The sequence below is a fragment of the Meridianimaribacter flavus genome (assembly GCF_004366715.1).
GTDB classification, from domain to species: domain Bacteria; phylum Bacteroidota; class Bacteroidia; order Flavobacteriales; family Flavobacteriaceae; genus Gaetbulibacter_B; species Gaetbulibacter_B jejuensis.
Genome location: NZ_SOQZ01000006.1, coordinates 146,104 through 160,965 on the forward strand (window position 1 = coordinate 146,104; position 14,862 = coordinate 160,965).

Consider the following 14,862-nt stretch of genomic DNA (forward strand, 5'->3'; position numbering starts at 1 on the left):
ACATTACTTAATAAAGACTGTCATTTGGCAGTCTTTCTTTATTAAAATGATACACGAATAGATTATCTTTGTATTAATGACAGGAACAGTTTACAAATCTACAGGTAGTTGGTATACCATAAAAAACAACTTAGGCGAAGCTTATCAATGTCGCATAAAGGGTAAATTTCGTATAAAAGGGATAAAAAGTACTAACCCAATAGCTGTTGGCGATGTTGTAGATTTTGAACTGGAAACCAATAACGACGAAACTACAGGTATTATCAATAACATTCACGATAGGCAAAATTATATTGTCCGTAAATCGGTTAACCTGTCTAAACAAACACATGTTATAGCGTCAAATGTTGACCAAGTGTTTTTATTAGTAACTATTGATAATCCACCAACATTTACAAGTTTTATAGATCGATTTTTGGTAACAGCCGAAGCTTATTCAGTAAAAACTATTTTACTCTTCAATAAAATCGATTCTTATAGCGACGACACACTAGACGAAGTAAAATACCTAGCGCATGTGTACCGAAAAATAGGCTATGAATGTATCGGTATTTCGGCAACTACAGGAAAAAATATTGATAAGGTTAAGTCTTTGATGAAAGATAAAACGAGCATGTTTGCTGGTCATTCAGGTGTTGGTAAATCAACATTAGTTAATGCAATTGAACCTGATTTGGATTTAAAAACCAAAGAAATTTCAACACAACACATGCAAGGTCAGCATACTACAACTTTTGCTGAAATGTTCGATTTAAGTTTTGGAGCTAAAATTATCGATACTCCAGGTATCAAAGGGTTTGGAGTTGTAGATATGGATAGGGAAGAAGTTGGCGATTATTTTCCTGAGTTTTTTGAGTTGAAACAAGACTGTAAATTTAATAACTGTTTACATCTCGAAGAGCCTAAATGTGCTGTAAAAGACGCACTCGAAAATGATGAGATTGCCTACTCAAGATACCGAAGTTATTTACAGATTTTAGAAGGTGAAGACGAACATTACCGAACTGATAACTGGGATAACGAATAGTTTATGAAAGCAGTAATACAAAGAGTATCTAAAGCAAGTGTAACGATTGAAGGAGAAAAAGTTGCCAATATAAATCAAGGGCTTTTAATTCTGTTAGGAATTGTTGATGAGGATACCAAAGAAGATATTGATTGGTTATCTAAAAAGATTGCTAACCTTCGCATTTTTGCAGATGAAAATGAAGTTATGAATAAGTCTGTCATGGATGTTAAAGGTAATGTAATTGTTGTGAGCCAGTTTACCTTGCATGCAAGCACAAAAAAAGGAAATAGACCAAGCTATATAAAAGCAGCAAAACCTGATGTGGCTGTTCCTTTGTATGAGGAGTTTGTAAAACAAATGGAAACTGATTTAGGAACAACAGTTCAAACAGGTGAATTTGGTGCAGACATGAAAGTAGAACTGCTCAATGATGGTCCTGTTACAATTATTATAGATACTAAGAATAAAGAGTAATGGCTTCAATATTTGGACATGGTATTGCAGCATTTACAATTGCAAAAGTAGCTTCCAATAAAGCTTCAATTGGCTTGGTGGTTTTAGCAATATTGTCTTCAATTCTTCCAGATATAGATGTGTTAGCTTTTAATTTCGGAGTTCCATACGAATCGCCTTTTGGACATAGAGGATTTACTCATTCCATTTTATTTGCAATTATTTGGGCTTTATGCATTTGCGTGTTGTTTGGTAAGCAAAGGAAAATGCTGTATTTCTTAGTGATACTCTTCAGTACATTGTCTCATGGGATTTTAGATGCATTAACAACAGGTGGAAAAGGTGTTGGTTTTTTTATTCCGTTTGATAATGAGCGTTATTTTTTTTCGTATCAAGTGATAAAAGTATCTCCAATAGGAGTGGAAAGATTTTTTTCAGAATGGGGATTACAAGTCATTTTTAGCGAACTCAAATATGTGTTTTTACCATGTGCTTTAATACTGATTTTTAAATTATTAATAAATAGGTTATTAAAAGAAGATTAATCTTTTGCGCTTTGGTAAATATTTATATTTTTGGTTTTTAACAATTTATTATGCCTACAAAAATTCTTCTTGCCATTGCCTTCTTCTCTATTTCATTTTTTTCAAATGCGCAGAACGAAAGCTTATTGGTTGTAGCAACTATTCCATCTGAACTTACAACTGAAGCAAATGCGGTTGTTAGATATAATCATAAAAAGATTGAGATTTCTTCTTTGAAAAGTTTAAGTGTAGCTCATAAAAGAATAGTTACAATTTTAAATAAAGCTGGTAACCGTAATGTTGAAGCTTATGTGAGTTATGATAAAGGAATAGATATTAAAAAAATTGAAGCTAAAGTTTATGACCAATTTGGAAATCAAATAAAAAAGTTTAAAAAATCTGATTTTGAAGATGTTTCTGCAGCAAACGATTTTTCACTTTATGAAGATAGTAGAGTTAAATATTTAAACTACACACCAACTGAATATCCATATACCATAGAGTTTTATTATGAGACTAACACAAATAATACTGCATTTATACCTAGTTGGTATCCATTAGAAGGGTATTATGTAAGTACGCAAAAAAGTGTATACGAAATTGCTTATGAAACAGGGATTGATATTAAACAAAAAGAGTATAATTTTAAGGGTTATGAAATAGTAAACAATAGCCAAGACAATAATTTACTTTACGAAGTAGATAACATAAAAGCGATTAAATCAGAGATTTATAGTCCTGATTTTAAGAACATTAGCCCTCATTTAGGAGTTGCTTTAAATAAGTTTTACTATGAAGGTTTTTATGGAGAGTCTAATGATTGGACAAGCTTAGGGAAATGGATGTATGATGAATTGTTAGTAGGTAGAACTGAACTTCCTGAAACAACAAAATCTGAAATAAAAGCATTGGTTATGGGAATAGATGATCCTATTGAAAAAGCCAAAGTAGTATACAACTATGTTCAGCAAAGAACAAGATATATAAGCGTGCAAGAAGGTATTGGAGGCATACAGCCCATTGAAGCCTCAAAAGTAGATGAGGTTAAGTATGGTGACTGTAAAGGGCTAACCAATTACACCAAAGCTCTTATGGATGTAGTGGGTGTAAAAACAAATTATTCAAGAGTATATGCTTCTAGAAGTACTGTTGATATTGATAAGGAGTTTGTGACTTTTTTGGGTCAAACAAATCATGTAATATTAAATCTTCCAACACCAAATGGAGACATTTGGTTAGAATGTACAAGTCAAACCTCTCCATTTGGTTATAATGCAAATTTTACTGATGATAGAGATGTATTTGTCATTACACCAGAGGGAGGAAAAATAGTTCATACTCAGGTTTACGATGCAGAAAAAAATCTTTTAGAAACAAATTCTACCATCAATTTAAACCCTAATGGATCTATTGATGCCAAAATTACTTCTAGTGCATTTGGTGCTAGATACGATTATCTAGCTCATACTCGTGGACTTTTAGAAAAAGACCAAAAGCTTTTTTATAAAGAAAAATGGGGATATTTAGGTGATTTGACCATAGACTCAATGAGCTATAATGATGACAGAGATAGCATTGTTTTTACTGAAACTATTCAAATGAAAGCTGAGCGTTATGCTACTAAGGTAGGGAATAGGCTCTTATTGCAACCAAATTTTTTTAATAGAGAACAATCAATTCCGAAGCGTTATTCTAAAAGAAAGCTTCCTTTTGAAATTGAAAGAGGCTACATTAACAGGGATTCATACATAATTACTATCCCAAATGGTTTTATGGCTGATGCATTAATTGATTCGGTATCTATTGAAACTAAATTTGGAAGTTATTCAATGTCAATTTCAAAACATTCAGATAGTGAGCTGTTCTACAAAAGAGAACTTAAGCTAAATAAAGGGATTTATTCACAAAGTGAGTATAATGATTATAGAGATTTTTGGATAGAAGTAACTAAAAATGATAAAGCAAAAATAGTATTAAAACCTAATTTATAAAAAATGAAAAAAACAGTTATTATTTTCTTGTTATTTATAGGACAATTAACGTATTGTCAAAACTATAAGTTTGGGAAAGTTAGTGAAGAAGAACTTTTAGAAACTCAACACCCAGAATATCCTGAAGCAACTGCAGCTATTCTCTATAAGAAACAAAAGATAATGTTTGACTACATACAAGGTAAGGGATTTATTCAAAGCACAGAAATACAAGAGCGAATAAAGATTTATAATAAAGAAGGTTTTGATTATGCTACAAAAATGATAAGTCTTTATGATGGAGCAAGTAGTGCTTCCTCTGAAAAGTTAATAGGACTAAAAGCTTACACATACAATATTGAAGGAGGTAAAATCATAAAAGATAAACTAAAGAATAGTGATGTTTTTGATGAAGACACCAATAAGTATCGTAAAACAACCAAGTTTACAATGCCAAACCTTAAAGAAGGCTGTGTTATAGAGTTAGAATACACTATAGAATCACAATTGTTTTCTATAGATGATATTGCATTTCAACAAATGATACCAACCAAAAATTTTGAACTGTCACTAAACACACCTGAGTATTTAATTTATAAGACATTTTTAAACCCAAGAGCAACTTATATTCCGCAATTAACTGAAACAAAAAAGCGTAGAAGTGTTACTATAACAAGTAGAGAAAGATCTCAATCAAGAGGTGGTGGATTAGCTAACTATAGTTCTTCAAAAATTGATTTTAACGATAATGTGGTTGAAGCAAATCTTTCTAATATTCCTCCATTAAAAGATGAGAATTATGTGGACAATTTGGCAAATTACCAATCAAGATTATTGGTTGAGTTAGAGCGTATAGAGCTTCCAAATCAGCCTATAGAATACCTTTCTACAACATGGGAAAAGGTAACAAATACAATCTATGACGATTCAGATTTTGGAGATCAATTAAGTAAAAATAATTACTTTAAAAAAGATTTAGAGACATTAATGTCTAGTAAGCCTACGGATGATAAAATAGAAAAGGTATCCATGATTTTAGATTTTGTTAAGTCAAAAGTAAAATGGAATGAATATTATGGTTATACTGCTGAGCAAGGTGTATCAAAAGCATATAAAGATGGAGTTGGTAATAGTGCTGACATAAATTTAATGCTAACCTCAATGCTAAGATATGCAGGTATGGATGCTAATCCGGTTTTAGTAAGTACAAAAAATAATGGAATTCCATTAGTCCCAACAAGATCAGGATTTAATTATGTTATATCTGCTGTTAATGTTGATGGCAAAATAATTTTAATAGACGCTACAAGAAAACATGGTACCATTGATATTTTACCTACAAATACTCTTAACTGGTTAGGTAGATTAATAAAAGAGGATGGGAGTTCTGATTGGATTAACCTAATACCAGAAGTAAGCTCAAGCGAAATGGTTTCTTTAAACGCCAAATTAGAAACAGACCTTTCAATAAATGGCAAAATAAGACATCAATATACGAACTATCAAGCCAACAGGTTAAGAAATAAATATGATGGATATGGTGATGAGAAAGTTATAGAAACATTAGAGAAAAATAAAGGGCTTATTGAAATTTCAGATTTAAATCTTAGCCAAATAAACGAAGTAGATAAGCCAGTTTTATTATCATATGACTTTAATATTGATGAAGCTATAGAGGATGTTGGAGGAGATTTGTATTTAAAGCCAATGCTATTCTTAGCTTCTAAAGAAAACCCATTTAAGCAAGACACAAGAATATATCCTATAGATTTTGTGTATCCAATTTCAGATAAATATATGGTGAATATGATGATTCCTGAAGGTTATGAATTAGATGTATTGCCAGAAAGTGTTAAGTATCAGTTTAATGGTTCAGACGGAGTATTTACTTACATGGCTAATAAAAATGGAAGTTATATTCAGTTTGTTATAACGTTTGAACTTAATAAAACCTTAATTTTGCCAACCGAATACAAGCAGTTTAAAGAGTTTTATCAATTAATGATTGAAAAGCAAAATGAACAAATAGTGCTTAAAAAAATATAACAATGAATATTGAAAACGCTCAAAAAATAGTTGACGATTGGATAAAAGAACATGGAGTGCGTTACTTTAACGAACTTACCAATATGGCACAACTTACTGAGGAGGTAGGTGAAGTAGCTCGTATTATTGCACGTCGTTATGGAGAGCAAAGCGAAAAAGAAAGCGATAAGGATAAAGATTTAGGTGAAGAATTGGCTGATGTGGTTTTTGTTGTATTATGTTTAGCAAATCAAACAGGAATAGATTTGCAGGCAGCTTTTGATAAAAAAATGGATAAAAAAACCAAGCGAGACCACGATAGACATCACAATAATCAAAAGTTAAAATAAAAATTTATAATTGACACATCGAGTTTTCTCGATGTGTTTTATCAGTTCAAAATGAACATCAAATTACTCAAATCACAAATAAAAACAGTTTCTAGTATCACAATAACAGGTTCAAAGAGTGAATCTAATAGATTGTTGCTACTACAAGCGTTATATCCTGAAATAAAAATTGAAAACCTATCCAATTCCGATGATAGTGTAGTAATGTCTAAAGCGCTGAGTTCAAATTCGAATGCAGTAATAGATATACATCATGCTGGTACAGCAATGCGTTTTCTTACAGCGTTTTTTGCCACTCAAGAAGGTAAAGAAGTGACTTTAACAGGGTCACAACGTATGAAAGAACGACCAATACAAATTCTTGTAGAAGCTTTGAATCAGTTAGGGGCTAATATTTCTTATTTGGAGAATTCTGGTTGTCCACCATTGCTCATAAAAGGTAAAGCGCTTACTCAAAATAAAATTAGCTTAAAAGCTAATGTAAGTAGTCAATATATTTCTGCACTATTGTTAATTGCATCTAAGCTAGAGCAAGGTTTAGAGTTGACTTTAAATGGCGAAATCACTTCAATTCCTTATATAAACATGACCTTGAATTTGTTAAATCAAATTGGAGTTGAAACATCTTTCAAAAATAATGTCATTACAGTAAATCCGTTAAAGGAGGTTTCAGGGGATAAAACAATAGTTGTGGAGTCCGATTGGTCTTCAGCATCGTATTTTTATAGTATTGTTGCGTTAAGTCCTATTGGAACTCAAGTTGAATTATCTTCATATAAACAAGATTCTTTACAAGGCGATTCAGTTTTAGCTGAATTATACCAAGCATTTGGTGTTAAAACCCTTTTTAAAGGGCTTTCAATAGTTTTAGAGAAAACATCTCAGCATCAACCAGGTATTGCTTTTGACCTTGTAAAATCACCTGATATAGCACAAACCATTGCAGTAACAGCATTAGGTTTAGGTGTAAAATGTGATTTAGAAGGATTGCATACCCTAAAAATAAAGGAAACAGATAGATTGGTTGCGCTTAAAAATGAAATAGAAAAACTAGGAGGAGATATAGAAGTAACCAACGAAACGCTTCACCTAAAACCGTTTGATGGCAATTTTAAACTAGCAACTATACAAACATATAACGACCACAGAATGGCAATGGCATTTGCTCCATTAGCGTTAAAAACTGAGCTAAAAATTGAAGATGCTATGGTAGTTTCAAAGTCCTATCCAACGTTTTGGGACGATTTAAAATCTATAGGTTTTCAAATAAACCAATAATAATCTTTGAATTACTTGACAAACCCTATGTTGAGATTGTATATTTGCCACTTGCAAAAAATAAAACATTGAAATGAAATTATCGCACTTTAACTTTAAACTCCCTGAAGAATTACTAGCCGACAGACCATCTGATATTAGAGATGAGGCAAGATTAATGGTACTTAATAGAAAAGAACAAACAATCGAACACAAACTATTTAAGGACGTTATCGATTATTTTGATGAAGGAGATGTGATGATCTTAAACAATACAAAAGTGTTTCCAGCACGTTTGTATGGTAATAAAGAAAAAACAGGAGCAAGAATTGAAGTGTTTTTGTTAAGAGAGTTAAACGAAGAACAACGCCTTTGGGATGTTCTTGTTGATCCTGCTCGTAAAATAAGAATTGGAAACAAATTATACTTTGGTGATGACGATACTTTAGTAGCTGAAGTTATTGATAATACAACATCTAGAGGTAGAACATTGCGTTTTCTTTACGACGGTTCTTATAAAGAATTCAGAAATAAATTAACTGAGCTTGGTGAAACTCCATTACCAAAATACATTAAAAGAGATGTTGAGCCAGAAGACGAAGAGCGTTACCAAACTATTTTCGCTAAAAACGAAGGTGCTGTAGCAGCTCCAACTGCTGGTCTTCACTTTTCAAAACACTTACTTAAGCGTTTAGAAATTAAAGGTGTTGAGTTGCCAGAAATTACACTTCATGTTGGTTTAGGTACATTTAACCCTGTTGAGGTTGAAGACCTTTCTAAACATAAAATGGATAGCGAGGAAATTTTTATTGGTCCTGATGCTGTGGAGACTATCAATAAGGGAATTTCAACTAAAAAACGTGTATGTGCTGTAGGTACAACATCTATGCGAGCTATTGAAAGTTCAGTATCGTCTAGTGGTACGCTTAATGAGTTTTCAGGATGGACAAACAAATTTATTTTTCCTCCTTACGATTTTAGTATTGCTAACTGTATGATTACTAATTTTCATACACCAAAATCAACATTATTAATGATGGTTTCTGCTTTTGCAGGTCATGATTTCATGAAAAAAGCTTACGAAGAAGCTGTTAAAGAAAAATATCGTTTTTACACTTATGGAGACGCCATGTTAATTCTTTAATATATTATATAAATCGATAATTATTAAAGCCTTACTAAATGTAAGGCTTTTTTATATGTAGCTTTTATTACTTTTGCAGTATCTATGGAGATTAAAAAGAAAGACATACGTGCGCTTACCAAAGAACAGCTTAGAGACTTTTTTGTAAAAGAAGGCGATAAAGCATTTCGAGGAAACCAGGTGTATGAGTGGCTTTGGAACAAAGGAGCTCACACATTTGAAGATATGACCAATATTTCCAAAGACACCAGAAATATGTTGGAGGATAACTTTGTTATCAATCATATTCAGGTGGATCAAATGCAACGTAGTAGTGATGGTACAGTTAAAAATGCTGTGCGTTTACACGACGGTTTGGTTGTGGAGTCGGTTCTTATTCCTACCAAAACAAGAACTACTGCATGTGTGTCTTCGCAAGTAGGTTGTAGTTTAGACTGTAGATTTTGTGCTACTGCTAGATTAAAGCGTATGCGAAATTTAAATCCTGATGAGATTTTTGATCAGGTTGTTGCTATTGATAATGAAAGCAGACTGTATTTTGATAGACCTTTGAGTAATATTGTATTTATGGGAATGGGAGAACCACTCATGAATTATAATAACGTACTAAAAGCAATTGATAAAATTACTTCTCCAGAAGGCTTAGGGATGTCTCCAAAGCGAATTACAGTTTCTACTTCAGGAGTTCCTAAGATGATTAAAAAAATGGCTGATGAAGAGGTGAAGTTTAAGCTAGCCGTTTCACTTCATTCAGCAATTGATGAGGTTCGTACTTCTATTATGCCGTTTAATGCAACATTTCCATTAAAAGATTTACGTGAAGCATTAGAGTATTGGTATGCTAAAACCAAAAACAGAATCACTTATGAGTATGTGGTTTGGGATGGTATTAACGATACTAAAAAAGATGTAGATGCACTTATTGAGTTTTGCAAATTTGCGCCAAGTAAAGTCAATTTAATTGAATACAACCCAATTGACGACGGTGAGTTTCAGCAAGCAGATAATAAAGCATTGCAAATGTATATTGATATGCTCGAAGCCAATAATATTACTGTTACAGTAAGGAGATCTAGAGGTAAGGATATTGATGCAGCATGTGGGCAATTAGCAAATAAAACATAAAAAAAAAGAGCGACTTAATAGTCGCTCTTTTGATTTTTCATAAGGTTTTAAAACATTACTGCTTTAAGACTTTAATAGTTTTGGTGTTTCCGTTTATAGTAACTTTAGTTAAATAAATTCCGTCTTTTAAATCAGACATATTAATTGTCTCTCTATTTAAACTTAAGTTATTGTTAATTACCTGTTGACCAAGAATATTAAAAATTTCAACATGTTCTAGTGGAGTGCTAGAAGATTCTAAAGTTAAAACGTCTGTGTCTTTGTTGTAGAAATGTGAGAAAGTATCGTTTGTAACTTCATCAATAGAAGCGGTAGGGTCAGCTTCGGTTGTAAAACTCCAAATTTCAGAAGCGGTTTCGCCACCAATATTTACAGCAATAATTTGCCAGTAATAAGTTGTGTCGAAAGAAATATTGTATATGAAATCTCCATTAGGGAAATTGTTAAATTCTTGTACAGGAGGGTTTTCTGTACCAAGAACTAGTCTGTAGCTAGTTGCTGGATCTCCAGTAGTAGGCTCTGTCCAAGAGAAATATATTTTGTTGGGATAATCAATGTCATCTTGTACAAGAGGAACATCAGTTGCTTCATCTGCAGGACTTGGTTCGATAACAGCATCAGGAGCTGAAACAGTTGGTTGTTGTACAACAACATTATCAAAACCCCACCACCAAGAGTAGTCTCCTACCCATCTAAACCTTACTTGGGCATTAGATACGCCAGCTAATTCAGTACTAACATCAATAATTTCGCTTCCATAAAGGTATCCATCTGTTGCGGCGGCAGCATCATCATATGTTGCAACTGTTATCCAGCTAGATCCATTGTAAACTTCAACATAACCATAACCACTATATCCAGATAGGTAAAAGTGATTGTAGCTTAATTTGATAGTTGTTAATGTCGAACAGTCAAATGTAGGGCTTTCTAATGCTGCTTCTTCTGGGCCACCACCATAAGCGTCGCTATTAAAAATGGCATAAGAGCCAGAAAAGCCAGCAGGATCATAGAGGTAGCTGTTTGGAGTTGTAAAACCAGCAGGAGTTTGACCTGTGTTATCAAAGGTCCATACATTTCCTCCTCCGTTTATATCATTATTAACCCAACCAGTAGGTACTGTAAGTCCGCCCTCAAAATCTTCAGATATTAATACCTGTCCAAAAATTATAGAGGAAGTAAAAAATAAAGTAAGTAATAAAGTAATTTTTTTCATAAGCTAGTATTTATATGATTAATAGAATTTTTAAAGCTACCAAATAATGAATAGTTATCCTACTCTTTTATGTTAAGAAAAACTAAAAAACACCTAAAATAGCATATCACAAGCTTTTTTAGTACGTTTGTTGTTATCAATTTTAGTAGCTTTTTAATTGAAAATTACAGAACAAATAAAACAACCTATCGCTTATGAAATGGATCTTTTCGAAGAAAAGTTCCGTTTGTCAATGTCTTCTAAGGTTGCATTACTCAACAGAATTACACACTACATTGTTAATAGAAAAGGGAAGCAAATGCGACCTATGTTTGTGTTTCTAGTAGCTAAAATGATTAAAAATGGCGAAGTTAGTGAGCGAACTTACAGAGGTGCTTCGGTAATTGAATTGATTCATACTGCTACTTTAGTGCATGACGATGTTGTTGATGATAGTAATAGACGTAGAGGCTTCTTTTCTATAAATGCACTTTGGAAAAATAAAATTGCAGTACTTATAGGTGATTTTTTATTGTCTAAAGGATTGTTGCTGTCAATTGATAATAATGATTTTGATTTACTTAAAATTATTTCAGTAGCTGTTCGAGAAATGAGCGAAGGTGAGTTGCTTCAAATTGAAAAAGCGAGACAGCTTGATATTACTGAAGATGTCTATTACGAGATTATCCGTCAAAAAACAGCAACACTTATTGCGGCATGTTGCAGTTTAGGTGCAGCTTCGGTAAAACCAAATTCACCCGAAGTAGAAACCATGAGAAAATTTGGTGAGCTTATTGGGATGGCATTTCAAATTAAAGATGACTTGTTCGATTATGGAGATGAAGCTATCGGTAAGCCTACAGGAATCGATATTAAAGAGCAAAAAATGACTTTGCCACTCATTTATGTGCTTAACAACAGTTCAGATAAGGAAAGAAAATGGTTAATAAACTCCATCAAAAATCATAACAAAAACACAAAGCGTGTTAAAGAGGTTATAGCTTTTGTGAAAGCTAATGGAGGATTGGAATATGCAATTGATAAAATGAAACAGTTTCAAACAGAAGCACTTCAAATTCTTGATACATATCCAAAATCTGAATTTAAAGATTCACTAGAACTTATGGTGAATTACGTGATTGACAGAAAAAAATAATTTTTTTTCATACTTCAGGCAACCATTTTAAAAAAACTTTCGTCTTTATAAATAGAAGACCTTATGAAAGCTATTTTGAAAGTTATTCAATTGCATAATAATAACACTGAGCTTATCAGTAAAGCTGCGAAAAACAATCGCGAAGCGCAACATGTGTTGTACGAAATACATGCGCCTAAAATGTTGAGTGTTTGTAGGTATTATATAAAAGATGTTCAAAAAGCGGAAGAGGTAATGCTAAATGGGTTTTTTAAAGCATTTACAAATTTAAAGAGCTTTAAAAACCTGGGAAGTTTTGAAGGTTGGCTGAGAAAAATAATGGTACGAGAAGCAATATCATTTTTAAGACAGCAAAAGCAAATTGAGTTTTCGGTTGAAGAGGTAACAATGCCTCACGATTATGCAAATAATATCAATACCGAAATTGAAATGGCTGAACTACAACAGTTGATTGATGAATTACCTGAAGGTTATAAAATGGTTTTTGTAATGTATGCTATAGAAGGTTATAAGCACCACGAAATTGCAGAACTATTAAATATATCAGAAGGAACATCAAAATCGCAACTCTTCAAAGCAAGACAAATGCTTCAAGAAAACATTAAAAAATTAAACACATCTAGTTATGGCACCAATTAAGTTTGAGGAAAATTTTAAGGAGAAGATTGAGGAGCGTACCATACAGCCATCTGAGGCAAGTTGGGATGTTTTGGCAAAACGTTTAGACAATCAAGATAAAAGAAAACCCAAAACAGTATATTTTTGGGTTGGTATTGCAGCAAGCATTGTAGGTGTTGCTTTAGTAACGGCATTGTTTTTTAATAATTCAGAATTTGAAAACAGCACACCAGAAATTGTAGATACTGAAACTAAAGAAGAACAAGTAAAAGAAGAAGTTTTAAATCCTGTTGAAAGCAAAAAAGAAGAAAATACTGTTGCTGTAGAACAAGTTGAAGACATAAAAACTTCAACTGAAAAAATAATTCCTACCCCAAAAAGTGGAGCAGTAGTGCAAAAGTCAACAAGAATTGTAAGTCCTAATACAACGGTTACAATTAAAGAAGCTGTGGCTGCAACCATTACTAAAGAGCAAGAAAAAGTTAAGCACTTAGAGACTCCTTTAAACTCACTAGAGTTTGAAAAAGCTAAAATAAACGATGTAATTGACGAAATAAAAAAGCTCAACCTCGAAGATGTTACAGTTAGTAATGCCGAAATTGATTCGCTTTTAAAACAAGCAGAACGAGAAATGCTTAAAAACAGATTATACAACGAAACCACAAGAACGGTAAGTGCTGATGCTTTGCTTCAAGACGTTGAAGATGAGCTAGAGCAATCGTTTAGAGCAAAAGTATTTGATGCTCTTAAAAATAGTTTCGACACAGTAAAAACTGCAGTTGCTGAACGAAATCATTAACACTTAAAAAGAAACATTAATCACAAAACGAACAGTTATGAACACTATTACAAAATGCGTAGTGCTAGTAATCTTATGCCTAGTTGTAGGTAAAATGAACGCACAAGACACAATTCAAAAGTCTAAAAATCAGTTTAAAATTGAGAGCCTTGATGAGTTAAAGAAAAAAATTGAAGAAGAAGAACGCGAGTATCTTAAAAAAGAAGTTGAGGCTATAAATCTTCGATTGGAAAATGGCGAAATTACTCAAGAAAAAGCCGATGCGCTTAAAAAAGAAGTAGCCAAAAAGCGTGCGCTTAATATTGAAAATCGTATTGCAATTATAGATAACAAAATAGAGTTGCTAAAGCGTAATGAAATAGGTTATGATAATTTGGACGACGATAAAGGAGATTATTTTGGATTCAGTTTTGGAGGCGATGGCGAAAGCTTTGCAGGTTTTAGAATAAAGAACAGAAAAAAGTTTCGAAAATACGACAAACGCACAACTAGCGACCTAGTGTTTGCAGCAGGTTTTAACAACGCTATTGGTGACGGACAAAAAATAGGTGATGAATATGGTTTTATGAACTCAGGATTTGTAGAGTTAGGTTGGGCTTGGAAAACCAGAGTATTTAAAAACTCAAATGCCTTACGTTTAAAGTACGGATTCTCTTTTCAGTGGAACAAACTATCGCCAAAAGATGATAGGTACTTTGTGCAGGATGGTAACGTAACTACATTAGAGGAATTTCCGTATGAATTAAAAGAGTCTGAATTTAGAGTAACTAATTTGGTAGTGCCAGTGTATTTTGAATTTGGTCCATCTAAAAAAATCGAAAAAGACGATTATTTCCGTTATTCAACACACAACAAATTTAAAATTGGTGTTGGTGCTTACGCAGGATTTAACATTGGTACGCAGCAAAAACTAAGATACAAGCAAGATGGAGATAGAGTAAAAGAAAAAATAAAGCGTAACTACAATACTTCCGATTTTGTATATGGTCTTGGCGCTTATGTTGGTTATGGCAGTATGGGATTATATATGAAATACGATTTAAACCCTTTATTTAAAGACCAAGCGTTTGACCAACACAATTTATCAATGGGTTTACGCTTTGATTTAGATTAAAACAATTATTTGAGTTAGTAAAAAAGCCTCCTTAACTGGAGGTTTTTTTAATATATGATAATGCTGAAGATTTGGTTTCGTTTAACGGTTTTGTGTATGGCTCGTTGCGGGAAATCCGCGAGGATT

Annotated in this window: 14 protein-coding genes; 13 read left to right on the plus strand and 1 reads right to left on the minus strand. The window is 32.7% G+C overall.

Translation table 11 applies throughout. The annotated features are described in order from the left end of the window. Positions 1–76: 76 nt before the first annotated feature. The 9 genes from rsgA (at position 77) to rlmN (ending at position 9,857) form a co-directional block, all read left to right on the plus strand. On the plus strand, positions 77–1,027 hold the full coding sequence (gene rsgA / locus A8975_RS12585) for a ribosome small subunit-dependent GTPase A (RefSeq protein ID WP_134200918.1): 951 nt from the start codon (positions 77–79) through the stop codon (positions 1,025–1,027). A gap of 3 nt (positions 1,028–1,030) precedes the next feature. Further along, on the plus strand, positions 1,031–1,483 hold the full coding sequence (dtd, locus tag A8975_RS12590; protein WP_134200920.1) for a D-aminoacyl-tRNA deacylase: 453 nt from the start codon (positions 1,031–1,033) through the stop codon (positions 1,481–1,483). After that, positions 1,483–2,007 (plus strand): metal-dependent hydrolase, encoded by a 525-nt coding sequence (locus A8975_RS12595; RefSeq protein WP_134200922.1) that lies wholly within the window; start codon positions 1,483–1,485, stop codon positions 2,005–2,007. Before dtd ends, A8975_RS12595 begins: the two co-directional genes overlap by 1 nt. Before the next feature lie 50 nt (positions 2,008–2,057). Next, a complete protein-coding gene (locus tag A8975_RS12600; protein ID WP_134200924.1) occupies positions 2,058–3,977 on the plus strand; it encodes a DUF3857 domain-containing protein in 1,920 nt (639 codons plus the stop codon). A gap of 3 nt (positions 3,978–3,980) precedes the next feature. After that, positions 3,981–6,002, plus strand: coding sequence for a DUF3857 domain-containing protein (locus tag A8975_RS12605; RefSeq protein ID WP_134200926.1), 2,022 nt, complete (start codon positions 3,981–3,983; stop codon positions 6,000–6,002). Between the two features lie 2 nt (positions 6,003–6,004). After that, positions 6,005–6,331, plus strand: coding sequence for a nucleotide pyrophosphohydrolase (locus A8975_RS12610; protein WP_129761071.1), 327 nt, complete (start codon positions 6,005–6,007; stop codon positions 6,329–6,331). Between the two features lie 51 nt (positions 6,332–6,382). Continuing rightward, positions 6,383–7,609, plus strand: a complete 1,227-nt coding sequence (locus A8975_RS12615; protein WP_134200928.1) for a 3-phosphoshikimate 1-carboxyvinyltransferase — start codon at positions 6,383–6,385, stop codon at positions 7,607–7,609. A 73-nt stretch (positions 7,610–7,682) separates the two neighbouring features. Then, positions 7,683–8,732, plus strand: a complete 1,050-nt coding sequence (queA, locus tag A8975_RS12620) for a tRNA preQ1(34) S-adenosylmethionine ribosyltransferase-isomerase QueA (protein ID WP_129761069.1) — start codon at positions 7,683–7,685, stop codon at positions 8,730–8,732. A gap of 84 nt (positions 8,733–8,816) precedes the next feature. Then, positions 8,817–9,857, plus strand: a complete 1,041-nt coding sequence (rlmN, locus tag A8975_RS12625; RefSeq protein ID WP_129761068.1) for a 23S rRNA (adenine(2503)-C(2))-methyltransferase RlmN — start codon at positions 8,817–8,819, stop codon at positions 9,855–9,857. 55 nt (positions 9,858–9,912) lie between these two features. On the opposite strand, the gene A8975_RS12630 is transcribed toward rlmN, so the two are convergent. After that, positions 9,913–11,070: a T9SS type A sorting domain-containing protein gene (locus A8975_RS12630; RefSeq protein ID WP_129761067.1), complete on the minus strand. Its 1,158-nt coding sequence runs from the start codon at positions 11,068–11,070 to the stop codon at positions 9,913–9,915. 157 nt (positions 11,071–11,227) lie between these two features. Between A8975_RS12630 and A8975_RS12635 the strand changes: the two genes are divergently transcribed. From A8975_RS12635 to A8975_RS12650, 4 genes are all read left to right on the plus strand, one after another. Beyond that, a complete protein-coding gene (locus A8975_RS12635) occupies positions 11,228–12,205 on the plus strand; it encodes a polyprenyl synthetase family protein (protein WP_129761066.1) in 978 nt (325 codons plus the stop codon). A gap of 63 nt (positions 12,206–12,268) precedes the next feature. Next, positions 12,269–12,844: an RNA polymerase sigma factor gene (locus tag A8975_RS12640; protein ID WP_243832985.1), complete on the plus strand. Its 576-nt coding sequence runs from the start codon at positions 12,269–12,271 to the stop codon at positions 12,842–12,844. After that, a complete protein-coding gene (locus A8975_RS12645; protein WP_134200930.1) occupies positions 12,831–13,622 on the plus strand; it encodes a hypothetical protein in 792 nt (263 codons plus the stop codon). Before A8975_RS12640 ends, A8975_RS12645 begins: the two co-directional genes overlap by 14 nt. 37 nt (positions 13,623–13,659) lie before the next feature. Beyond that, on the plus strand, positions 13,660–14,736 hold the full coding sequence (locus A8975_RS12650; protein WP_131508945.1) for a hypothetical protein: 1,077 nt from the start codon (positions 13,660–13,662) through the stop codon (positions 14,734–14,736). Positions 14,737–14,862 lie beyond the last annotated feature (126 nt).